This is a genomic window from Brevibacillus sp. NPDC058079 (genome assembly GCF_042885155.1).
Lineage (GTDB): Bacteria > Bacillota > Bacilli > Brevibacillales > Brevibacillaceae > Brevibacillus.
On sequence record NZ_JBHVSO010000007.1, the window covers coordinates 137,551 to 159,801 of the forward strand.

At 37.2% G+C, this 22,251-nt stretch carries 26 protein-coding genes; 7 read left to right on the top strand and 19 right to left on the bottom strand.

The window, feature by feature from the left end; translation table 11 throughout:
* Positions 1-55: 55 nt before the first annotated feature.
* Positions 56-697, bottom strand: a complete 642-nt coding sequence (locus tag ACFVS2_RS20995; RefSeq protein ID WP_390237251.1) for a hypothetical protein — start codon at positions 695-697, stop codon at positions 56-58.
* 187 nt (positions 698-884) lie between these two features.
* Here ACFVS2_RS20995 and ACFVS2_RS21000 point away from each other — a divergent pair, with 187 nt between their 5' ends.
* Positions 885-1,382 carry a BsuPI-related putative proteinase inhibitor gene (locus ACFVS2_RS21000; RefSeq protein ID WP_390237254.1) on the top strand — a complete coding sequence of 166 codons (498 nt, stop codon included), beginning with the start codon at positions 885-887 and terminating at the stop codon, positions 1,380-1,382.
* Positions 1,383-1,675: 293 nt separating this feature from the next.
* The gene (locus ACFVS2_RS21005; protein WP_390237257.1) at positions 1,676-2,272 is read left to right on the top strand and encodes a hypothetical protein; all 597 of its coding nucleotides are present in this window, start codon (positions 1,676-1,678) and stop codon (positions 2,270-2,272) included.
* Positions 2,273-2,275: 3 nt separating this feature from the next.
* Here ACFVS2_RS21005 and ACFVS2_RS21010 read toward each other — a convergent pair whose 3' ends face one another.
* From ACFVS2_RS21010 to ACFVS2_RS21075, 14 genes are all read right to left on the bottom strand, one after another.
* Entirely contained in the window at positions 2,276-2,749 is a 474-nt protein-coding gene (locus tag ACFVS2_RS21010) for a hypothetical protein (RefSeq protein ID WP_390237260.1), read from the bottom strand.
* Between the two features lie 182 nt (positions 2,750-2,931).
* Positions 2,932-4,218: an MFS transporter gene (locus ACFVS2_RS21015; RefSeq protein ID WP_390237263.1), complete on the bottom strand. Its 1,287-nt coding sequence runs from the start codon at positions 4,216-4,218 to the stop codon at positions 2,932-2,934.
* Between the two features lie 433 nt (positions 4,219-4,651).
* Positions 4,652-5,107, bottom strand: coding sequence for a hypothetical protein (locus ACFVS2_RS21020; RefSeq protein WP_390237265.1), 456 nt, complete (start codon positions 5,105-5,107; stop codon positions 4,652-4,654).
* A 29-nt stretch (positions 5,108-5,136) separates the two neighbouring features.
* Positions 5,137-5,394 (bottom strand): hypothetical protein, encoded by a 258-nt coding sequence (locus ACFVS2_RS21025; RefSeq protein WP_390237268.1) that lies wholly within the window; start codon positions 5,392-5,394, stop codon positions 5,137-5,139.
* A gap of 60 nt (positions 5,395-5,454) precedes the next feature.
* A complete protein-coding gene (locus ACFVS2_RS21030; protein WP_390237271.1) occupies positions 5,455-5,628 on the bottom strand; it encodes a KOW domain-containing RNA-binding protein in 174 nt (57 codons plus the stop codon).
* 112 nt (positions 5,629-5,740) lie between these two features.
* Positions 5,741-6,277, bottom strand: a complete 537-nt coding sequence (locus ACFVS2_RS21035; protein ID WP_390237274.1) for a hypothetical protein — start codon at positions 6,275-6,277, stop codon at positions 5,741-5,743.
* Between the two features lie 427 nt (positions 6,278-6,704).
* The gene (locus tag ACFVS2_RS21040) at positions 6,705-6,878 is read right to left on the bottom strand and encodes a hypothetical protein (RefSeq protein WP_390237276.1); all 174 of its coding nucleotides are present in this window, start codon (positions 6,876-6,878) and stop codon (positions 6,705-6,707) included.
* A 78-nt stretch (positions 6,879-6,956) separates the two neighbouring features.
* A complete protein-coding gene (locus ACFVS2_RS21045; protein ID WP_390237278.1) occupies positions 6,957-7,778 on the bottom strand; it encodes a type II toxin-antitoxin system SpoIISA family toxin in 822 nt (273 codons plus the stop codon).
* A gap of 155 nt (positions 7,779-7,933) precedes the next feature.
* Positions 7,934-8,383, bottom strand: a complete 450-nt coding sequence (locus tag ACFVS2_RS21050) for a hypothetical protein (protein WP_390237280.1) — start codon at positions 8,381-8,383, stop codon at positions 7,934-7,936.
* A 45-nt stretch (positions 8,384-8,428) separates the two neighbouring features.
* Positions 8,429-8,818 carry a YopX family protein gene (locus ACFVS2_RS21055; protein WP_390237282.1) on the bottom strand — a complete coding sequence of 130 codons (390 nt, stop codon included), beginning with the start codon at positions 8,816-8,818 and terminating at the stop codon, positions 8,429-8,431.
* A 189-nt stretch (positions 8,819-9,007) separates the two neighbouring features.
* On the bottom strand, positions 9,008-9,253 hold the full coding sequence (locus ACFVS2_RS21060; RefSeq protein ID WP_390237285.1) for a hypothetical protein: 246 nt from the start codon (positions 9,251-9,253) through the stop codon (positions 9,008-9,010).
* 53 nt (positions 9,254-9,306) lie between these two features.
* Complete coding sequence (locus ACFVS2_RS21065; RefSeq protein WP_390237288.1) at positions 9,307-9,513, bottom strand: hypothetical protein; 207 nt, start codon at positions 9,511-9,513, stop codon at positions 9,307-9,309.
* 242 nt (positions 9,514-9,755) lie between these two features.
* Positions 9,756-9,983 carry a hypothetical protein gene (locus ACFVS2_RS21070; protein WP_390237290.1) on the bottom strand — a complete coding sequence of 76 codons (228 nt, stop codon included), beginning with the start codon at positions 9,981-9,983 and terminating at the stop codon, positions 9,756-9,758.
* Between the two features lie 115 nt (positions 9,984-10,098).
* Positions 10,099-10,278 (bottom strand): hypothetical protein, encoded by a 180-nt coding sequence (locus ACFVS2_RS21075; protein WP_390237292.1) that lies wholly within the window; start codon positions 10,276-10,278, stop codon positions 10,099-10,101.
* A 307-nt stretch (positions 10,279-10,585) separates the two neighbouring features.
* On the opposite strand from ACFVS2_RS21075, the gene nrdJ reads away from it, so the two are divergent.
* The 4 genes from nrdJ (at position 10,586) to ACFVS2_RS21095 (ending at position 14,758) form a co-directional block, all read left to right on the top strand.
* A complete protein-coding gene (gene nrdJ / locus ACFVS2_RS21080; RefSeq protein ID WP_390237294.1) occupies positions 10,586-12,664 on the top strand; it encodes a ribonucleoside-triphosphate reductase, adenosylcobalamin-dependent in 2,079 nt (692 codons plus the stop codon).
* 177 nt (positions 12,665-12,841) lie between these two features.
* On the top strand, positions 12,842-13,369 hold the full coding sequence (locus tag ACFVS2_RS21085; RefSeq protein WP_390237297.1) for a hypothetical protein: 528 nt from the start codon (positions 12,842-12,844) through the stop codon (positions 13,367-13,369).
* A 146-nt stretch (positions 13,370-13,515) separates the two neighbouring features.
* Entirely contained in the window at positions 13,516-14,019 is a 504-nt protein-coding gene (locus ACFVS2_RS21090; RefSeq protein WP_390237299.1) for a hypothetical protein, read from the top strand.
* Positions 14,020-14,080: 61 nt separating this feature from the next.
* Positions 14,081-14,758: a hypothetical protein gene (locus ACFVS2_RS21095; protein WP_390237301.1), complete on the top strand. Its 678-nt coding sequence runs from the start codon at positions 14,081-14,083 to the stop codon at positions 14,756-14,758.
* A 79-nt stretch (positions 14,759-14,837) separates the two neighbouring features.
* On the opposite strand, the gene ACFVS2_RS21100 is transcribed toward ACFVS2_RS21095, so the two are convergent.
* The 4 genes from ACFVS2_RS21100 to ACFVS2_RS21115 form a co-directional block, all read right to left on the bottom strand.
* Positions 14,838-16,271, bottom strand: coding sequence for a hypothetical protein (locus ACFVS2_RS21100; RefSeq protein ID WP_390237303.1), 1,434 nt, complete (start codon positions 16,269-16,271; stop codon positions 14,838-14,840).
* 164 nt (positions 16,272-16,435) lie between these two features.
* On the bottom strand, positions 16,436-18,550 hold the full coding sequence (gene rnr, locus ACFVS2_RS21105) for a ribonuclease R (RefSeq protein ID WP_390237305.1): 2,115 nt from the start codon (positions 18,548-18,550) through the stop codon (positions 16,436-16,438).
* Positions 18,551-18,793: 243 nt separating this feature from the next.
* A complete protein-coding gene (locus ACFVS2_RS21110) occupies positions 18,794-19,012 on the bottom strand; it encodes a hypothetical protein (protein WP_390237308.1) in 219 nt (72 codons plus the stop codon).
* Between the two features lie 68 nt (positions 19,013-19,080).
* Positions 19,081-21,075, bottom strand: a complete 1,995-nt coding sequence (locus ACFVS2_RS21115; protein ID WP_390237310.1) for an ATP-dependent DNA helicase RecG — start codon at positions 21,073-21,075, stop codon at positions 19,081-19,083.
* Between the two features lie 190 nt (positions 21,076-21,265).
* Between ACFVS2_RS21115 and ACFVS2_RS21120 the strand changes: the two genes are divergently transcribed.
* On the top strand, positions 21,266-22,156 hold the full coding sequence (locus ACFVS2_RS21120) for a hypothetical protein (protein WP_390237312.1): 891 nt from the start codon (positions 21,266-21,268) through the stop codon (positions 22,154-22,156).
* Positions 22,157-22,251 lie beyond the last annotated feature (95 nt).

Genomic DNA, 22,251 nt, shown 5'->3' on the forward strand with positions numbered 1-22,251 from the left:
TTTCTTTATGAATCGAGTTTTCTCCCTTATTTCTACCAAAAATAGATCCTTCCCTCTACGCATTCCCGAAATAATACATGTCAAAACGAGATGGTTTATGAAAACGCCCCCCAGGATACACATTTTCATCAAGTAGTTCCTGATTTGGAAATAACTCTTTTAGTCGATTCAACAGCTCTTCGGTTGTGGCAATATACAAATGTTTGCAGTCACGCAATGATTCTACAAATAGATCTACATATCTGTCCTCATTTGTATTGATTAAGATTTTTCCATCTTCCCCTCGAATCGGAAAATATCCGAGCGACATGCTTGAATAAACAATATACTTGCTTACATTCAAAGATAGCAGATTCGGGAAGCTTCCAACTTGATAAGAAACATGAGGATGTTCTTGATTAAAAAAACGATACTTATAAGCGTCTACCCCCGTATAACTCTTTTCATTCAGGAATAAATCAGACTGAAATCCAAATTGGCAACCGATATCTAAGATATCTCCATGAATGTTGTTTTCATACATATGTTTTAGTCCTTTTAAATACCTTTCTTCAAAAAAGAGTACTTCTTGCGCTCCGAATAGTTCTTCTTCTGTGTACTCGCCTAACCGATCTTTCACAAGAGGAAACATCACTGAATAATTTCCATTTGCTCTCTCACAAGCCTCCAACAATTTCTTCACTTGTTCCAAGTTCATATAAAAACCTCTCCTTTACACTAAACCTGTTTAAAATTTTTCATAAAAAACCTTGTGTCTAAAAGATGTTGTATTCTATTCATCTCTCCCATGAAAAATCGAAATGAAATCAAATTCAAATAAGCATAATTAGTCCAAAATATTTGCATAAGATATGGAATTAACAATAATAAAAGGAGGTTATACAATGAAAAAAAACATAGCCTTATTCAGTCTTGCTTCTTTAACGATTATTCTCGCGGCTTGCTCTGCTGAAATAAAAACAGATGTTCCCAAACCACATGCATCAGTGGAACAAGGGAAACCTCCTGTATCTGAAAATACAGGGATCGTTGCTGGAAAATTTGAAGCAACCCTTACTGCAAATTCAAACCCTCCAAAACTCGACTTCACCTATGAAATGAAAAACCAGACTGAGAAGGAAACTATTCTTTCATTTAATTCTGGAAAGAAAGTTCATTTTCAATTAAAAGATGAATATGGCAAAGAAGTCCCTATCGACAGCTCGCAGGAGTTCATTCAAGCCATTCAAGAAGTAAAGTTAGCTCCAGGAGAATCTCTCCAAGAACACTTCACGCTTTCTAATCTACAACCTGGGAAGTACACCTTGGAAGCGTCCTTAGCCCTTGTTGAAGATAGCAATGTTTATAAACAAAAGCTTTCGTTTGAAGTAAAACCATCATAATACGTAATCACAAATAAAAAAAGCAGACATTGGGATTTCCCGCCGTCTGCTTTTTTTATTTGATTGGTTTTTTCTTTTCTAATACCATTCCCTCTTTATTAGCTTTCTTCCCTGCTTGAGCTAAGGCTAACACCAACTCTTTGCTCCACGCTGTATCTTTTCCCATCATGAAATCATCCTTTCGAACATCATTCTTACTCTACATTTTCGTCGCATTTTCTCTTAGATATACATGTTTTGAAAACTTGTCTCATAGAGTAGTAGAAACTTTCATTCGAAAAGGAGAGATCATCTTGACTCGGAATAATCTCTTGCATCTCATATATCCAGAGCAGGGAACAGGGACGCTGTGGGACATATGGAAACGATTATTTATTGAAGAAAGTCAATACATGCCTATATCATTGGAGTTGCCAAAAAGAGAATTGTTACGACTTCAAACCTTTATTGATGACATCAATGAACTTGATCAAGAAGCTGACTTTTCAATGGAAAGATTGATCGCTTTCTTATATATGGACTTACTCCAAGATTCTCGCAAAGGAAAACTCAAAAATCGTCCTTTTTCTGAAAAGCTTCTTACCCTGTACCAAGAACATAAAGCACCAAAGTTAAGAGAAGCATGGAAGGTCGTCAACCAATACAAAATGATTCGTGTTGAAGAACCTGTACCAGCATCACATTCCATGACTTCATATCCAATACAGTTGCGAAAAAAACACGTTCTACGTGGGGAAGTCCTTTTGATGGATCTTTATGGTGATGAAAAAGAAAAAATCGGAATCAAAGTTTCCGATTTAATCGCGTTGCTATTAATTGAGTTTGCAGATGAAATCAGAAAGGGACCTACGCAAAAACGAATCCAGTCGATTATGAAAGCCATTCAGTAATAATTATACAGAAGTTCGTTCAAAAACGAACGTTTCAAAGTCCCTCCAATTCATTACGCGGTCTTTTTGTTGTCTATCTGGCTCCAATTGGTTATCAAATAGAAATGTGATGGTTTCTCGATTGTATCCGAGAACCATACTATTTGTACGCAAAAGCCGACTCATTAGATACATGCGATGGAGTAAAACAAAAGCCTCCCCATTATCATCATTATTTTGCTCAATAATTGTTGCGGCATAAACCGCAACTTTTTTTATATGGGAATAAAACAACCCTTTTTTGCTTTTATCACCAAAGCAATTTACATCTACCCAATGCTCCTGACCATCAGCGTTAATGATAAGGCACTTACTAATCTCACCTACTGTTTCATAATCAACAATATGATAGAACTCATTCTCTCTGATGATCCCAGGAATTGTAACAATCGCATCTTTCCAGTGTCCTGACCACCAATGTCTCTCAAGAATCGCCATAATTCCCCCCTTACCACCTCTTCTATAATCATATCATTATTCAGATTATAGAAGAAACACCCTCTTCATTCATTCAAGATCGAAAAATATGCTCGAAAAGGTAAAAGACAATTCGGCTATATGTACAAAAAGGATGGCTTAAAAACCACTCCTTCTTACTTTGCTTCATTTTAGATAAACAATCAACTTACCTGAGAAATCGCTAATTCGTTTTGCTTTTTGCTTTTTGTTTTTTTCTCGTATTCTCTAACAAGTTTCGGCAAGCGAATTGCTTGAATGATTCCTAAGCCTAACAGCATACAACCCGCACTCGCAAATAAGTGATCTGCTCCTACAAACACAGGAAATGACAGCGTAATAACACCAAGCATCACTACATGCGAAATAGTCATGATTGGTTGGATACATCCTTGAACCCGCCCTCGAAACTTGGGATCGATTAAGGTTTGTAACCACCCTCCCATCCCCATATTAACTGCTGGCAAAAAGAATGAGCTGATAAACAAAAAGAGCATCAACCAATACTGGTTAGCAGAGTAGGCAATTAAAATAGTTAAGGTTCCTGTTGCACCAAGCCCAAATAAGAGTAATTGATACTTCTCTAATTTCTTAGCCAGTTTCCCCATGCAAAAGACCCCCAATACAATTCCTACTCCGATGGCAACCCCTTCCCATACTGCCCAATATTCATACTCAGTTGGAACCAATTTGTATTTCAATAAAAAAATCGGAAGGATTGAATATGAAGCATTGATTGCTCCCATTATCAGATATCCCATGATTAATGAAAGCAAAAGTTTAAAGTTAGTGACATACTTGATTCCCTCCATATAATCTCCTGCTACTAACTTCAAATTCAACTGTTTCAAAGAGTGCTTTCCATTCGGCAATCTTACTTCCTCCGAAAACTTGCAAGAGATAATGAGCAAAAAACTAATAATGAATGATATGGCATCGATAATAATTGCGCCTTCAATCCCTGCGATCCAATAAATAAAGACACCCACACCTTTTCCGAATATCCCCATCAAGCTATACATCATTTGATTGATACCTGCGGATATGACATATTCCTCTTTCTTCAATATACCTTGCACCAATGCAGTTTCAGCAGGTTGAAAAAAAGAAGATACTGCTTTCCTCGCAAACAATAAGATCAAGATCAATGGCATCCATTCAATTTTTACTGCGAGCAACAAAAGCAACGTTATTCCCAGACAAATGAGATCAGAGTAATAGGCGATCTTTTGTCTGTCAAATCGATCTGCAACTGTTCCTACTAAAAAGAACACGACAAGAATCGGCAATACATACATAAGTTCGGTGATCGTAGCCCAATAAGGTTGTTCGGAGAATTTACTCAAAATAAATAGTGTAAAAGCTGTCACACCTATGTTTGAACCAATCTGCGATGTAAACGCTGCACATACTAATTTTGTATATGTTTTGTTTTGAAAAATTTGTAACATTTCCTTTTCAATCTCCCTTCCATATTTTTCTCCTATTCTTGCGAAATTAAGTTATTGTATTCGTTTCATGTGAAGGAAGAAATAGATCCTACGAGTAATTTTCATTTTCTTTTTCGTTATCATTAAATCCATTTCTGCATATTATCTCCATTAAAATCGATACACTGGAGGTGAAACTATGAAAAAAAAATCTGAGGTTAAAAACAACTGGACTTCCTGGGCTATAGATAGATCTGAAGGAAGAGAGAATTGGACTTCTTGGAAGAAGAAAGACTAATCTGAAGCAAAAGAGAAACACAAATTATAAAATGGAAAAGACATCTGCATTACTTAACAGATGTCTTTTTCTATTCATCGTATTTTAACAAGTAAGCGTTCTATACGGCTTTAAAAAGATCTTCATCAATAGTAATTCGAATCACAACGTCAGAGATTATTGGCTTTCCCCACTTTCTGAATCTACAAGGTAAACTTCGGCTTCTAAGTAATGATAATAATCATAACAGCCACGACAACCATCCGCCAATTCTTCCATACTAAATGTTGCGGTTGAACCATCTGTACATAAAATTTCAACAGCCTCTGCTTCTATAGAATCTAAGATAGTCGTCCATTTTATAGGAGTTACCCTTTCAATCGTTTTCCCTTCCAGTTGTTGGAGCATCGAGGTGATTCGGTTTTGCTGTTCTCTTTCTTTTCTTTCTTTTCTCTCTTTCTCTTCCTTTTTCATCCTTTCTTTGTCTGCTTCCTCCAACTCTTTCTTTTCTGCCGCTTCTTTCCGTACAAATTCTTGCTCATTTGTGTGACAGCTTGTACATTTTCGGTAATGCTCAACCTCAAAAGTAGACATTGGACTTCCACATGAACAGAAGGAAACTTGTGTCTTCACAGATAAAACCTCCCAACTTGATTCTTATGTTACTTCATGTTTCTTCTTTTGTTTTCATATTCTTCGAGCCTTTTTCTTTGTGAATCTCGTCTATATTTCCAGTCTCTGTATTGCCAGTACATATTAAAAGGAAACAAAACGACCGCTATGATAAATAAAACCCATTCTGGAAATGGATTAAAAGAAAACCCGCTATCACTACCCCTGTGATAAAGAAATACTCCAGTTGTAAATAGTAAGCCTACTACCAAATAACCTATTACCCCATATAGAATCATTAACCACATGATACATCCCACTCCTTATTAGATGCCTTTAACCATAAACCCAATAGACAGTATAGTCCTTTATTCTCTTTTAATTTGACCCTCTAAGTACAAGATGAGTTCGTTATGATTTGGTAAGGAGACAATATAAGGATAATGATTATTTGGTCGAACAACTTGAACAATGCCTAATTCTCCTTCAAAGCACCCATCCATGATGCGAACTTGGTCATTGACTTTAATATTTCCAGTCATTTATATGCCTCCCTTCTAAATTTATTGACTATAGTCTATCATATTTTATGCCACACCAAAAGAAATATTTAGTAAATTAAAATTTACTCCACAATTAAAGAGAGAAGAATGCCTAACCTCTTTCGTTTTCCATATGCATTGGAGTATCTTCTGATTGATTTGATTGATTCCAAGAGGTTTTCCCAATACTCTTCATTCTTTTACGAATGATGTGAAATTGGTTATACAAGAGTCTCCACCCTTTTGCATTTACATAGAATGGAATTTCATTCTTATCCGAAGGAATTTCTTTGTGAACATGCTTGATATATCCCAATTCTTGCATCTTTTGGAGTAAACCACATTGAAACAATTCTGTGTATTGACACGAAATTTCAGTCCAACCAGCAAACCATCTAATTTGAAGTCCTGTCCACCCATTATCGAATAGCTCCAAGAATTGATCTCCGTCCACATCATCAGGAATGTCAAAAATCAGGTAATCCAGTTCCTGTACCGGAAACGCTCCATGTCCTCTCATTTGATTGGTATTATCCAGGTGATTCACTCGCATTTCCCGATAGACCAACATCCCCTTTTTTCTACATTGGATTACATGTTTGCTTATTCCCCACTCTGTTTTGACTTTCTCTTTGTATCTATTAGACATATTGGCACTCCTTTCTGTGATTGTTTTAAATAAGCTATTATGTCAAATTGGTAATTTTTAATAATGGTGATCTAATTATCCACCATTCTACCTTATGACAGTCTTTTCACGGATTAATAACAGGTCGTACAACGTTTGAGCACAAAAAAGAGCTTCTTATTATAAGAAGCTCCCGCTTGTTTTCTATTCACTTTGGTCTTTTACGATCCAGGTAGGCGATTGCTATATCCAACTCTTTATGCAGAGTGCGAAACCCCCAATCTCCCATATTGGTTTGAGGAAGATTGATTTTTCTTTTTCTCTTTCGATTCAATTTCAATATAACCCCCTCCGTTTAGCATTCATTTTTACATCCTATACAGAATGCATACGGATTATACGCAAAAGAAGCGGGACGCTACTTGACCCGCTTCGAAGTGTGAACAATTTATCGATTTGAAATGATCTTGATTGCCTTGTCATTCATTTTCAATAGAGTTTGAAATCCTTCGGTGACAGGAACATGTGTTTCAGGTCGCAATGAGTTCTTCTGCGAAGCCCTTCCTGCCTTTTTGCGAAGACCTACTGCCTTTCGAGCACTTCTTACGTGAGTCCCTTTCATATGGAATCCTCCTTGAGAGTCTTCTTGCCATATATTGTAGCATAATGTTCCAATTGTTTCATCTGTAATAGATCGATATTACGAGTCCGTGTCATATTCTCCATCGGTGATAAACCAATCAAAAATATAAGTAAGATTCAGAATGTGAGAGGCATCGATCCAATCAACGGGAACGTCTTTTGCGGCAATCGTAATCACCATATGATAAAATTCTCCATAATATGGAATGGCAATTAATTTCCCTTCATCAATAGGTACGGCATTTCCACTCGAAAAAGATTCAACCAAATTGGTAACCTCTTCATTCGGAAAGTCTTTGTTATGTCGAATGCCAATGTTTTGTACCAATGATCGAAGAGACTCCTTCTTGTCTTCTTCCGTTTCTGACTTTGGAAACATAAAAAAACTTAGCTTGAAATCAAAAGTCACCGAATAAGTTTTGAGATACTCTTCCAATTGATCCTTGTACATATCCCAATTAGTTGGCAATGGTTTGTTATCAAAGTGAATATCCGTATATTGAATAACATTGGTTAAGGCTTGTACTTTTTTTGTGCTTTGACGCAATGCATCTTTGCTCGCCTGCAAAGTTCTTCGTACCTGATCTTCATGTTGAAACTCAGCATTCCATAGTTTCAATATATTTGGTGTTTGAAAAACAGCCAAATCAACAAAAACAACTAACGCTGAAAACTCAGTCAGCAACTTCCAATCTCTGTAGTCAATATAACCGAACAAGATTCCGAAAGACATCATGATTAGATATAGGACATAAAAGGTTTTTCTGACACGCCCTAAATTGTCCCAATACAGCGAGCTATTTTTCCAATAAAAAATTAACACTCCTAATAGGTATACCATGAAAAGAACAAAGAAAATACCGAAAAAAGTAATCTGCATTGATTGTCCCCTCTCCTATGTAAGCCGAAGCTTTCCTAATTTTTGTTCATCTATGTATTTTATAAACCACCCCTCTTAATTATTGTAGACCGGAAAGAAAAAACCTTTTTTTACACAAAAAAAGACAGCAATAAATGCTGCCTCCATTTGCAAGATTAAAATGTCCAATCCTCTTCTACAACAGGTACAGCTCCTTCAATATCCTCGTGACCTGTTGATGATTCATACGTACTGCTTATCACTTCGAACTTTATATCAAAACCATCAAAGGCTATGTCAAACGGATGAAAGATTCCTTCTTTATCAACGATGCCATAACTGGTTCCGCGATATTCAACAACACCAGTAATATCGCGCTCCCAGAACCCATCATGATACAAGCCTCCATTTGCGCGAATAATGTCAGCCTCAAAGATGTCTTTCTTATGAATATCTTTTTCGTTAATCCAATCCATTAGATCATAGTTATCGTAATCCTCCAGGTGAGCATAAAAACGAGAAAGAGAGACAAAGTTTTGACTATATACCATTTGTCCACCACTTTCTTCATAAACCCAAGCTCGCATTCGTCGATCTCTCATTTTCCATGTCTGTTTTAATACCATCGTATTAGCTCCCTACATTGTCCTATCAACCAATTCAATACCTATTCAATCCAGTATCCTTTCATCTTCTATCTGATGATAACAAGTCTCCAGCAAATTAGGGTGTTGATACACGTTTCCGATCACCTTTAATGAATAACCACTACTCAAATGATTTACAAGTAGGCTCAAATCTTGAATACTCTCTATCGAAATTCTATATACAATCTCATCTCCCTTAAACACTTCTACGAAATCCCCAAAATAGATTTCATTTTCATAATAATCCTGCAAACCTGTAGATTGGCGAATCGACAATTCAGATAAGGCAACCAACCGATCACAGCCATTCGGATCAAGAAGAAGTGCGTCCGAATAATTCATTCTAAGTTGTAACACTTCACACATCATCTGATAGTAGTGATACCAGGCTTGATATTTAAGAGGTAACATCATGTCCACATCCCAACTCTATTGGTATTGTAGAATATCAAAGTCAAGAGCAGCAGATGGTTTCAAGGGTTTGTTACGACTCCCTCCCAAATCGCTCCTCGTTCTTTCAAAAAACTGGAACTCCCTTATCGACATGATAAGAGAATTAATTGTTATGCCATTATTCTTGCTCATTGTTGTTAACTTATTTCTTTACAGTCTTCCCCATGTTTGATAATCGGCTTCTGTCATTTCGTAGTTACGAGCCTTCTCTTGTTCATTTTCAACCTCAATCTTAACCGAACTAAAGCAATCATCACAACACGTTCTTCCTCCATAACGCAAATTTCCGTGTAATGTCGTATAAGCCCTTTTCTCTTTGCAAACAGAGCAATTTACAGGCGAGGTAATAAATTGCCCGGTTCCTTTGTCTTTGATCCTCTTTCTTTTAAATGCCACGATTTTTCCTCCCCGATACTTCAATAGACATTTGTACTGTATGCGCTTTTGTCTCACTTCTCAGAAGTATCTATCGTATGCTTTGCTGGAATAAGCATTGCTGTATTCTCAGCAAGTGAAAACTTCTGTCCTAAGTAATCATCCCATTTCACGGTTGTATATGTTGTAAAGTGAATATTTTGATAGGTATCAGATGTTACAGTTCCGAATCCTCTACCTTCCATATATACACGTTCACCTTCATTAAACCTCTTTTCCATATCCAACCCCCAAGTGATCCTGATCATTTTGAAGAACAATAGACCCTATCTATATCAAAGATTTTCCTTCGTAATCCAGTTCTGGAAAACCAGATTCAAGACTTGAAGTCGTCACTTCTTCCCCACATGAGTGTTTTCCTGTAGAGTCATATTCTTTCGACCACTGGTCACATTTTACACACCACATCGAAGGCTTCATTTTATCTCTACTTTCCATGAAATCATTCAGTCTTCATTGCCAACTATTGTGTCAATTGATTATTCAATTCTGACACAAACCACTTTCCATCTTGCACTTGGTCATGATTTAGAACTTTCATCGGTAATTGACCATGATAAAAGTAATGTGATCTACCAACTACACATTTCATGTGTTTTTTGTTGTTAGACCAAAGCTTCAAAGCTTTCCACATTGGAACTTCAACCCACTCTAAACTATCATAATAAGAAAGATCATGCTCCACCAACATATTTATCATCACCTTATCAGAGTATTTATTTGAGTTTAAATGTTTTTATCTCTATATACCCTCGCATTTCATCATGTGAACTAATTTTGATCACTATCATTGTTGCCAATTTGTGTTAGGTATTTTTACTCTTTTTCTTGATCCAATTCAAAAAGAAATTCTCCGCTATCTCCAGGAGTCTATATCTTCCTCCATCCTCACTTCCTTTACGGACATAAAGAGGAGTCTGAAACGACATAGACTCTATTGCTTTTGCCCATCCTTCATAGCCACCTTTTAAGTTGCTTTTTTTCATATAAAATCCCTCCTAAAAATGATTGCTCGCTGCAATCCTGATTGATAAAAACCATATATTCTATTCAATATTTCTGAGATGTACTTATAAATTTTGATTTGTTATTTGTAAATTATATTTTACATATTAAATCAAACTTACAAATATATCAAGAAGTTCTCGATCATTCCCTGTTTTTGTTTGATCATTCCCTTTGAGAAATTCGAGTCAAAAATTCAATAAATATTGTTCTGCTTTGCTTTGTAAACTCTCCTACAAGGACATATAAGAGTAGTCCAACACGAAATTAAAAGGAGGGTGTAAATTGATGCAAATTGTAACCAATGAATTGACAAATCACTATGAACTATTAACTCCCCCAATGACCGAATTAGGAGAATTTGTATATCTTCGAACGTACAGTCGTTGGCTTCCCGAAAAAGGAAGACGAGAGAAATGGTTAGAGACGATCTCTCGAACAATCGAATATAACTTGGGACTCGAACTTGAGTTCGTAGAAAAAAACATACCATGGGCAAATCTTGATTCAGTAAAAATTCATTTGAAAGAAGAAGCTCAAGAGCTTCTGGATAACATGTTTTATCTTCGACAATTTGCTTCTGGAAGAACGATGTGGGTTGGTGGAACTACGGTAGCCAAGAAGTTTCCCATTTCAAACTTCAACTGTTCGTTCTTAGTTCTCGACAGCTTTGAAGGATTCTGTGAAATGTTTTATCTTCTCATGATTGGTAGCGGAGTGGGCTTCCGTACCATGCCATATGACATTGAGAAACTACCTGTATATCGAACAGGCATTACGTTTACTTCTAAACCATATCGACCTATTCCAAAAGGACAACGAAAAAATCATACTGAACTTCATATCGACGGAAACAAGGCCCGCATTATTGTCGGTGATTCCAAAGAAGGATGGTGTAGCGCCTTAGAACTTTACATCAAAATCTTGACACTATTCTTGTACAACGAAATTACTGAAATTGAAATGGTATTTGATAATGTTCGCCCGAAAGGAGAACGACTTGTTCAATTCGGCGGAACGGCAAGTGGACATACCAGCTTACAAAACATGTTTGAGAAGATTCACCGAATCATGGAAAAGGCTGGAGGCAAACTACGACCTATTGATGCACTTGATATCGCTAACACAATTGGTCAAAACGTGGTAAGTGGTGGAGTACGCAGAACAGCACAAATCAACCTGGCAGCACAAGATGACGATGCTATTGAAAATGCGAAAAACGTTATTTTTACCCAAGATTCCGAAGGTAACTGGATAACAAACAACGATCTTCTTCATCGCACGATGAGTAATAACAGTATTTTTTATGAAGAAAAACCAACCAGAGAACAACTTCATAAGAACTTCGAGAACATGAAGTTAACAGGGGAACGTGGTTTAGTAAATGCAGAATCAGCTCGAAAACGTCGTCAAGATTTCGGTGGGTTGAACCCATGTGCAGAAATTCTTCTGGCAGATCGTGGTCTATGTAACCTTTCTACAGTAAACATGATGGCTTTTGTTCATGAGGGATATTTAGATCAAAAAGCTTTATTCCGCGCATTTGAACTTGCAGCAAGAATTGGGTTCCGAATGACACTCGTCGATCTGGAAATTCCACGTTGGGATGCCCAACAAAAGAAAGATCGATTGATTGGTGTATCTATGACGGGATTCTATGATATGGTGGACGCCATTAATCTCTCGGTACAGGATCAACGCAAATTGTTGAAGGAATTGCGCAAAATTGTTAATACGACGGTGAAAATGTATGCACAATCGTTAAATATCAATCCCTCACTCTTAGCAACGACAATTAAACCTGAAGGAACGATTTCCCAAATTCCAACTGTATCGAGCGGAATTCACCGTTCACATTCTCCTCACTTTATCAGACGTGTTCGCATATCCGCTCATGATCCACTTGCAAAAGTGGTTATGTCACTCGGATATCCGGTCGTCCCAGAAGTAGGACAAACCTGGGAGAATGCAAGCACATTAGTAGTAGAATTCCCTGTTAAGTCACCTGCTAAGAAAACCAAATACGAGATTACAGCTATTGAACAACTGGAAACCTATAAAATGTTCCAAGAGTGCTACACTGACCACAACACATCTATTACCGTAACGGTAAGAAACCATGAGTGGGAAGCTGTTGAACAATGGGTTTGGGACAATTGGGATTCTTTTGTTGCAGTATCCTTCCTCTCATTGGACGATGCGGTTTATCCATTAGCTCCTTATGAGGCTATTGATGAACAAGAATATATTCGTCGCAAAAACGAAATGAAACCATTTGATGCTTCTCTTTTGCTTCGTTTTGAAAAAGGCGAGGACTTGGATATAGGAACGGATAGTTGTGAAGCTGGAGTTTGCCCTGTGCGTTAATCAAAAAGCCCTCTATCAAACAGAGGGCTTTTACTATTTTACCGATTACCGCATCGATTCAACTTTGTAACATGGCTTTCACTGTCGCATAAGGCTAATTAGAGACACATATAATATTTCACAGTTTGTAAAATAGGAGATTTTATATCAATCATGTATTTTGAGGAGGAGTATACAATGGACATTTTTCAATTTGAAAATTATATTTTCGAAATTACAAAAGGATTGGTTCTTGTAAAAAAAGATGAACAGACTATTGCGGAGTTTTTGTTTCAGGAGAATGAGTATAACACCCTGGATATACAAATCTCCGACAATCAACGAATTGATTTGTTTAGTCGCGGCGTAAATAAGGAAAAAACTGCGGGTTCAATTCTTGCTGACCTTGCGATATCTTTGGTTGAGTTAGAGAATAACGAACCCATATATGCAGACATTATTTACACGATTGATTTCAAAAAGGATGCAGATACAATTTTTGATCATCGAGGAATTAGTACTTCTCAAAATCTTGTGACTGATTTTCAGAAGACATCCCAATTGTTTTCTGGATTTGGTATTGAATTTAAAGTCGAGGAGAAGGATAGGGGAAAAAGAATCGTCCTGGAAACGCACACGGAAAAAGTCGAGGGATACATGGGTTTTCAATCTGAGTACGTATTTGATGAAAATGAAGACTTTGTAAAAATCGGCATTTGGGAGTAAATAATCGGTGGAGTGCAACAAATGGTTGCGCTCTTTTTATGTTTGATCACACTATTCAAAATTGAAATTCGAAATTTATTTTTACAAAATAAATTATATGTAGTATAATTGATCAAGATACTTTACAAATGGAAGGATGAATCCACTTGTCAACGCAACTTTTTGGTTATGAGATAACCGAAAGTGATTTAAAACATCAGAATGTAGATAAGTTGATAGGTATTATTGATCGACTCAAAGATGATGGTCCCCGCTTCCGAAACAGTCTAAAGATCATCTGTCAGGTGTACATTGACTCTCCAGATGAATTGCATACGATTCCCAAATACCGCCGCTTTATCCGAAAAGTTGCTACACTTCGCCCCTACTTTCTTTACTATATGAATCTGGATTTGGAGTTTCTTCATATCTTAGGTTGCTTAGGAGACGTTGAGACGTTATCCTTTGATAAACAAATGTCTACAACCGAAGTAGAACAAACCTATGGATCTCCACTATTTACTCCGTTAATGCAAGTCAAGATATCCCTGGATCAAGATGTCTACACCAAAATGGAAGAAAGCATCAAGTCTCTTTGTGTGGAAATCGATGATCCAGTCGGACAGGAAGAACTTATTACCTTTCTTGAGTCTTTCAAACCTAATGAATGAGAGGTAAAAGTATTTGCCTAAATGACGTAGACTTTGGATTTTTTAATGAGGAGGAGTAAGATTGAACCAACTCTCTAAAGAAACGATGGAATTCTTGAGAAAGTATTACCCACAGGTTTCCGTAAGAGCAAACAAGGTGATTATCCAACAGCCTTATCGAATGGTTATTCCATCTGATCTCTATCCACTTCGGAACAAACCTACTATGAAGCTATTTAGCTATATGAATACAAAACGAATCGAGAATGAACCATGGGCTGAAAAGGCATTCAACGACAATGACTATAAAATGGGATATTGTTATACAAATACCGAGAAAATGCATAAGAGTTTTATAGAACAAGGTCTTACAGACGTAAAGACTTACGTTGGATGGATCTTAATTGATGGAATTCCACTTCATCATGCCTGGTTGGTGTACAAAGATATTCATGTCCTTGATCCTGCTATATCGTTAATTCATGAAATCATACGCGAAAAAAAATATGAAGATGTTCACAAGATGAGAGAGGATATCGTAAAGTACCATCGAGAATTTCAAGATAAACCGAACGCTTTCTATCAAACCTTTGGACAAGTCGCTCCTTTTGTTTTGTATATTGGCACAGTTTGCACACCTGATAAGGGGCGGGCAATCTATAATGAAATGATCGACCAATTTCCTAATCATCCATCTTATCGTGCAGAAGGCATGAACCAAAATGGCATGTCTAAAGTGCAGGAGATGTTCTACTCATAATCAATTTCTATTGAAACAAAAAGGAGTTTGAGTTAATAATACTCAAGCTCCTTTTTACGTTGATGGTAATAGTCTCCCCTCATATTTTTACATAATTTTTACCGTAAATCTTGTAGAGCATATCTGCATGCTCTTTTTTCACAAACTTTCTCAGATCACCATCCTTATCCACAAAGGCATAGCGGAACCCAAACTTAGCTTCCTCTTCTGGGGTTGGCGTATAGGCAAATACTCCTTTCGGATAAGTGGTGTCAGTTGAATTCCCATTATCAATATCAGCACTCGATCCGTAGACTTTATAGAGCATATCTGCGTGTTCTTTCAAAGCAAATTTTCGTAGTCCTCCGTCCTTATCAACAAATGCGTAACGGAAGCCAAACTTTGCATCTTCTTCTGGTGTCGGAGTATAGGCAAAGACACCCTTCGGATAATTCGTGTTTGGAGATTTTACATTGTCCACATCAGAATTTGGTCCGTAGACTTTATAGAGCATATCTGCATGTTCTTTCAAAGCAAATTTTCGTAGTCCTCCGTCTTTATCGACAAACGCATAACGGAAACCAAATTTTGCATCTTCCTCTGGTGTTGGTGTATACGCAAATACTCCTTTCGGGTAATTTTTGTTTGGCGAAGTATCCTTATCAACATCCGATGTTGGTCCATAGACCTTATAGAGCATATCTGCGTGTTCTTTCAAAGCGAATTTTCTCAGATCGCCATCTTTATCGACAAACGCGTAGCGGAATCCGAATTTTGCTTCTTCTTCTGCTGTTGGTGTATACGCAAATACTCCCTTCGGATAACTCCCTTTACCACCTGTAGGTTTATCAACCTCTGTATTTTGACCATAGATCTTATAGAGCATATCTGCATTCTCTTTTGTTACAAATTTTCGCAGATCCCCATCCTTATCAACAAACGCATAACGGAAGCCAAACTTTGCATCTTCTTCAGCGGTTGGTTTGTATGCGAACACTCCTTTTGGATAGGTTGTGTTTCCATTCGTTGGTTTTTCAGAATCTGTGACTTGTCCATAGATCTTATAGAGCATCTCAGCATTCTCTTTTGTTACGAATTTTCTTAGATCTCCATCTTTATCAACGAAGGCATAGCGGAATCCGAATTTCGCTTCTTCTTCTGCTGTTGGTGTATAAGCAAATACTCCCTTCGGATAACTTCCGTCGCCGCCTGTAGGTTTATCAACCTCTGTATTTTGACCATAGATCTTATAGAGCATATCTGCATGCTCTTTCGTAACGAACTTCCTTAGATCTCCATCCTTATCGACAAATGCGTACCGAAATCCAAACTTCGCCTCCTCATCCGCTGTCGGTGTGTATTCAAAAACTCCTTTCGGGTAATTTGCATTCATTTGGTTGATAGAGTAAGCATGTGTCGATGTCGTAGTGTTGTTAGTAGAGTTAGCATGAGCCGTTGTCGTTTGAATACTTGCGATTCCTGTTGTTAACATCGCAGTTAATACAAAGACACTCATGATTCTTTTTGTATTCATTGATATTCCTCCTTTTAATTTTTATTGAAACATTGTTGTATTATAGAAAATAAGTTCTCAAATATATCCTTTTGGTGGAAGAACCTTTAGATCTTTAATAAAAATGGACTGAACCACAAAAAGAAAACAAGCTGGTTAATTAAACCCAGCTTGTTCAATAATGTTTAGAAGGAAACGAAATCGAATTCTATCTCTTTTCGCTCTATACTCACTCCTTTTACTCGAACAACGATTGTATCTCCTAATCGAAGACGTTGCTCTTCACCCTCTTCAATCCACTCAAATGTCTTCTCTTCAAAGTAGTACGGAGACTTTAACGAATGCATATAAACTCGACCTTCTACGGTATTCTCCATGGCAACTGTTAACGATGAATTATTCATATTAACAATAGTCGCTATATATGTTTCCCCTACTTTGGATTTCATAAATTCAATTTTTTTAAGAAGTTTATATTCCTCTTCCGCCCGTTCTGCAATTCGTTCGCGCTTTGACGCCATCATTGCAGACTTCTCCACTATTTTCTCCAATTCATTCTTTCTTTCCATCGTAATCATGCCATTTAGATATTCTTTCATAATACGATGAATTTGCAAATCAGGATAACGTCGTATAGGGGAAGTAAAGTGACTGTAATAATCTGCTGCCAAACCAAAGTGCCCTTTGCAGAGTGGTGAATATCTCGCTTGCATCATTGATCGAAGTAGCAAGAAGTTAATTGCCTGTCCCTCTGGTGCATCCTTTACTTTTGCCAACAGCTCTTGAAGCTCTTTGGTTGTAAGGTTTTTCATATCCGAAATGATGTATCCATATTGCTCTATGAAAGCCTGGAAATCTTGCATTCTCTCTTCTCGGGGCTTTTCATGGACGCGATACACAAATGGAATGGCTTTTTTCATGAAGAATTCTGCAACAGTTTCATTGCAAAGTAACATGCATTCTTCAATCAATCCATGAGCAATTCGACGCTCATACTTTTGAACATCTTCTACATCACCATTTGGTGCTAATAAGATTTTTGTTTCGGAAAAATCAAACTCAATAGCACCACGTTTTTTTCGTTTCATCTTTAAAATATCAGACAAATCTTTCATCCATTTGATTCTCTCAACCAAGAATGGATATTTTTCAGAGAACTCCTGAGTATTGCCTTCTAAATGATCAGATACTTCCTTATAAGTTAATCTTGCTCTTGAGTGAATAATCGACTCATGGAATGATCGATCAACCACATTACCTTGCGGAGAAACTTCCATAAATACAGATAGAGCAAGTTTATCTTCATTTGCTTGCAAACTGCATAAATGATTAGATAGCTTTTTCGGCAACATTGGAATGACTGTATCAATAAGATACACAGATGTCCCTCTCTCCAATGCTTCGTTATCTATTTTGCTGTTTTCTTTAACGTAATGAGAAATATCTGCAATATGAACGCCTAAAAGGAAGTTCCCATCTTCGTTTTTCGCTATTGATATGGCATCATCTAAATCTTTTGCATCTTCCCCATCAATCGTAAAGACGATTTCATTCCGCAAATCAAGACGGTTTTCTCTATCTTTAATAGATATGATCTCAGAAATTGCATCAGATTCTCTTATTACCTTAGCAGAAAATTCTTGCGGTATCTTTTTGTCTTTCAGAATAGATAAAAGGTCTATACCCTTATCGAACTTCACACCGATTACTTCTACAATTTCCCCCTCTGGTTTCCGATTTTTCTTCGGATATTTTTTGATTTTGCACACCACTTTATCATAGGACTTAGCATTCAGAGACATATCTTTCGGAATATAAATGTCATATTGAAAGTGAAGATCATCAGGCATAACAAAACCAAAAGTCTCAGAATCCATATAGGTTCCCACGATAGTATCAATCTCTCGCTTGAGAATGCTAATGATTTTCCCTTCAGCGTTACGGCTGCCCACAGGATGACCCATGATGACTGCTACCACAAGGTCTTCGTGCATCGCTTCCCCTACAAAATCCTTTGCTATAAACACTGCTTTTTTCTTCTCAGAGTTTACTACGAATCCATATCCCCTGGAATTTGAATAGAATCGCCCAACAATTAGCGACAATCCCCTCTTAATGGAAACACGACTCTTTTTTGAAGAAACCAAAATTCCCTCTTTCTCCAATTCTTTTATCGCATCTGAAAATACTCTTCGGTGAGATGTTCCGATCCCCAATTGTTGTCTAAGAGATGTTTTACTATAGTGTTTATTTGGGTTGTTTTGCAAGTACATCAGTACATTCTTTTTCAATGAATTCATGTGTAAACCTCCCCTATGTGTATTGGCGTTGACCATATATCTTAGATGGGAGCGGGAAGTTTCATAAACAGTGAGTTTTACAACGATACCTAACATCGATACAATGAAGCCCGAAAGCAGATCAATGGTTGATTTGTTTTTTCTTTTGAGAATTTACGCCACTTTCACGAATACACTCAATTAGGTATTTTCAATGGTGGAGCAAAACCACTTGTCGTATTATAAAAAATGAAGCCAAAGAATTTACTCTCTGGCTTCTTTTTTCGTTGCTGCTTGTTGATAGCTTACGACCTTGTGCTTATTGATAACACCTTTCGCCACTTTCTTCTGCTCCACTGGAGGCAAATCAAAGAAACTTGGATCTTTGATCGTTTGTTGGATGAAGTCTCTGAATGCGCCTGAATAGGGAGACTTCCTTTTATTTTGATTTTTAGAATCTCGGGTTTCACTATCACCTTTCATTGGATACCATCCTTTTCTTAGGATCGTTTTATTAAGTATACCCTCTTTGTCTATGAGCGAGAAGAGACTTACGCCCCTTCCGCCTCGTAGTCCAGGACATTCAAATATCGATAATGACTAAGACGTTTTGGGTCTTTGTGAATGCTACTCACTTCTTCTTTGATACGACGATAAAGATCCATATTCGCCATCATGAGCATGACATACTTATTGTCACCAGATTGTTTTGTTCCAATAAAGTCGCCTGTACCACGGAGTTCTAAGTCGCGCTCCGCAATTTTAAATCCATCCGTAGTTTCAACCATTGCTTGTAATTTTGGGTTATCTTCACGATCTGACAATAAAACACAATAGGATTCAAAATTGCCACGACCGACTCGACCGCGAAGTTGATGAAGTTGGGCTAAACCAAAACGTTCCGCATTTTTAATCACAATCATTGTAGAGTTAGGCACATTCACACCAACCTCAATAATCGTGGTTGAAATTAATACGTTTGTTTCATTTCTGGCAAACCGCTGAATTTGGTCAACTATATCATCCTGTTTCATTTTCCCTGAGATCATGGAAATCTTAACCTCTGGATTGCTCCCAAAATGCTTTGTTAGTTTCTCGAATGTTTTTTCAACTGATTCGATATCTGCCATAGCTTCAGATTCCGAATCTTCAATCAGCGGACAAACAACATATGCTTGATGCCCTTTTTGGATTTGCTGATAGATTCCATTAAAACATCTCATCTCATCAGTTAATAGTACCGTTCTAACTGGCTTTCTCCCCTTTGGGAGTGTTTTAATCGTATAAACATCGACCTGATCACCCCACATCGCTAAAGCTAACGTTCGCGGAATGGGTGTGGCTGACATCGAGATGTGATGTACTCCTTGTCTTGCTTTATCACGCAGTTGATTCCGTTGAACAACACCAAAGCGATGTTCTTCATCAACAATAGTCAGTGCCAATTTAGGGATTACGACGTCTTTACCAATGATCGCATGTGTTCCGACGATCATATGAATCTCCCCATTTTTTAAACCTTTCAAAATTTCCTTTCTCTCTCTGGCTTTCGTATCCCCTGACAGAAAAGCTACTTTAAATGGTGTTCCCTTTAAGCGTTCCGTTAGATCCTCATAGTGTTGCTTAGCTAACACGTTTGTGGGAGCCATTAATGCTGATTGAAAACCATTTTCAGCAGAAACTACCATTAAAAGGATAGCAACAATCGTTTTTCCACAACCCACATCCCCTTGCACCAGTGCATTTACGCGTTGTCCTACCTTTGCTTTTGCACTAATCGAACGCAAGGTTGTACGTTGACCCTCTGTGAGTTCAAAAGGTAACTTCTTCATAAACTCAGAGACTTCTGTAAATCTCGTCAAACAAAACGGTGATGAAAGAAGTGAAGCCGATTCATGTTGATACATTTGCATCGAGTATTCAAATAGATCCTCAAAAATAAAACGCTCTTTTGCTTGTTCTAATTCGGATTCATTTTGCGGCTGGTGGATTGCCTTTAGCGCCTTGCTTGATTTCATCAAACCAAATGATGACAACACTTTCGGCTCCAATGGCTCCTGGTGACTCATCATCATAAGTGCTGATTGAATGGAATTCAATAAGTATTCGTCCGCCATTCCTTTTATTTTTGAATATACAGGAATCATTCTTTGATACTTTTCGACCTCTTGACCAAAATACATGGGGTTTGTCATTTTTGTTTTGTATATTTCATCCACCTGAACCTTACCACAAAAAATGTAAGTTGAACCCACGGTTAACCATTTATATACATAAGGCAAATGAAACCAAGTAATGTTTAAAAAACCACCTGAACCATCGGTTACTTTCGCTCTGACATATTTTTTATCATGGGTTTTCACATCCACAATCTTGCCTACTACAGCAACAATATCGCCATCTTTCAAGTTTCGAATGGGTGTAATCTTCCGAAAGTCGTAGTATTTTCGGGGAAAATACCGCGACAATTCTTCCACACTCGAAATCCCCTTTGATTCAAATTGATTTAATTTTGAATTGGGAATTCCCAAAGCATCAAGCTTCATACCTCCCCGCCCTTTCCTGTCTTTTTTGATATTCATACTATTGTATTTTATTTTTTACAGTTTTATATATTCACGGTATCATAGATACAGCCTTATAGTAAACGATACGACAAATACATATGATATCTGGTGATTTTCGTCGCTATAATGAAACAGCAACAATTTACATGGATTAAGGGAGGTGGAACAAATGCTTTTTAACAAAAAAAGAGAAGTCAAAGAATTTATGAAGTATGAGGATGGGAAGATTGTTTCCATTGAGGTAGAACAAACGCAGAAACACAAACCGATTGATCATTACCAGCAGGAAACGGAGCCAAATATTCCACTTGTGGAAAAAACGAAAATACAAGCGAAGCAGTTTTTTACACCAAAGCGGTTAAAGCATATTGGCTTGATTATTATCTTCATCTTGTTCATATTTGCTCTTTATGATGTTTATAAAGTTTTCTTTGTAACAACATCGGATAAGGGAAATACAGTTGATAAGGGAGTAGTTACCGAACCTATAACACCGCCTACCACGACTGAATCACCTGGCAACACTTCTGTTCCTACAGATAAAACTAAAAATGGAACGACGGTCACAAACCCTATTGAAAAACCTTTAGAAGAGACAATTTCAAAATCCTCAATTGGGGAACTATTGAATGTTGCTAATGAAGTAAATGCCATCATGATGCAAATCGTATCTAAAGAAATAAATGATATTGATAGTTATCATAAAAAACAAGCTAATAAAATAGGTCTTCGCAACAACTTAAAGCAAAGTCAAGCAGATAAAGAAACCATTTATGTAACGCTTCAAAGTTACAAAGACCTTTTTTCGGAGAAGAAGATGATTACTTTGTTTGAAGCAACGGAACGGCGCTTATTTGAATCGATTGCGTTTACAAAAAAGATGTCTGACGCTCTCGCTTCTGATGAAGGAAGCACCTATTCAATACTTGAAGAGTATCCGAAGACAGATGAAGATCTTCAAAAAACTCAACAAAGTGAGTTGATCAAAGTTCTTCAAGAAAATCAGATTCCTTATACAGTTAATGATCAATTGAATGAAGTTCAATATACGATAAAATAGCCCTCTCATTGAGAGGGTTTTTCTGGTTGATTTTTCCTTAACTAAGATACATGATAAGAAGATGATCTTCTATTAAATCAAATGGAGCTGATAAA

Bases quoted from the DNA above. Each gene is read 5' to 3' on its own strand.
- ACFVS2_RS21085 (WP_390237297.1), top strand. From the start codon at position 12,842: ATGGACATTTTTCAATTTGAAAATTATATTTTCGAAATTACAAAAGGA.
- ACFVS2_RS21015 (WP_390237263.1), bottom strand. From the start codon at position 4,218: ATGTTACAAATTTTTCAAAACAAAACATATACAAAATTAGTATGTGCA.
- ACFVS2_RS21040 (WP_390237276.1), bottom strand. From the start codon at position 6,878: ATGAAAGGGACTCACGTAAGAAGTGCTCGAAAGGCAGTAGGTCTTCGC.
- ACFVS2_RS21055 (WP_390237282.1), bottom strand. From the start codon at position 8,818: ATGATGTTACCTCTTAAATATCAAGCCTGGTATCACTACTATCAGATG.
- ACFVS2_RS21075 (WP_390237292.1), bottom strand. From the start codon at position 10,278: ATGAAAAAAAGCAACTTAAAAGGTGGCTATGAAGGATGGGCAAAAGCA.
- ACFVS2_RS21100 (WP_390237303.1), bottom strand. From the start codon at position 16,271: ATGAATACAAAAAGAATCATGAGTGTCTTTGTATTAACTGCGATGTTA.
- ACFVS2_RS21115 (WP_390237310.1), bottom strand. From the start codon at position 21,075: ATGAAGCTTGATGCTTTGGGAATTCCCAATTCAAAATTAAATCAATTT.
- ACFVS2_RS21025 (WP_390237268.1), bottom strand. From the start codon at position 5,394: ATGTGGTTAATGATTCTATATGGGGTAATAGGTTATTTGGTAGTAGGC.
- rnr (WP_390237305.1), bottom strand. From the start codon at position 18,550: ATGAATTCATTGAAAAAGAATGTACTGATGTACTTGCAAAACAACCCA.
- ACFVS2_RS21070 (WP_390237290.1), bottom strand. From the start codon at position 9,983: ATGTTGGTGGAGCATGATCTTTCTTATTATGATAGTTTAGAGTGGGTT.
- nrdJ (WP_390237294.1), top strand. From the start codon at position 10,586: ATGCAAATTGTAACCAATGAATTGACAAATCACTATGAACTATTAACT.
- ACFVS2_RS21120 (WP_390237312.1), top strand. From the start codon at position 21,266: ATGCTTTTTAACAAAAAAAGAGAAGTCAAAGAATTTATGAAGTATGAG.
- ACFVS2_RS21030 (WP_390237271.1), bottom strand. From the start codon at position 5,628: ATGACTGGAAATATTAAAGTCAATGACCAAGTTCGCATCATGGATGGG.
- ACFVS2_RS21110 (WP_390237308.1), bottom strand. From the start codon at position 19,012: ATGAAAGGTGATAGTGAAACCCGAGATTCTAAAAATCAAAATAAAAGG.
- ACFVS2_RS21050 (WP_390237280.1), bottom strand. From the start codon at position 8,383: ATGGTATTAAAACAGACATGGAAAATGAGAGATCGACGAATGCGAGCT.
- ACFVS2_RS20995 (WP_390237251.1), bottom strand. From the start codon at position 697: ATGAACTTGGAACAAGTGAAGAAATTGTTGGAGGCTTGTGAGAGAGCA.
- ACFVS2_RS21000 (WP_390237254.1), top strand. From the start codon at position 885: ATGAAAAAAAACATAGCCTTATTCAGTCTTGCTTCTTTAACGATTATT.
- ACFVS2_RS21010 (WP_390237260.1), bottom strand. From the start codon at position 2,749: ATGGCGATTCTTGAGAGACATTGGTGGTCAGGACACTGGAAAGATGCG.
- ACFVS2_RS21045 (WP_390237278.1), bottom strand. From the start codon at position 7,778: ATGCAGATTACTTTTTTCGGTATTTTCTTTGTTCTTTTCATGGTATAC.
- ACFVS2_RS21035 (WP_390237274.1), bottom strand. From the start codon at position 6,277: ATGTCTAATAGATACAAAGAGAAAGTCAAAACAGAGTGGGGAATAAGC.
- ACFVS2_RS21065 (WP_390237288.1), bottom strand. From the start codon at position 9,513: ATGGAAAAGAGGTTTAATGAAGGTGAACGTGTATATATGGAAGGTAGA.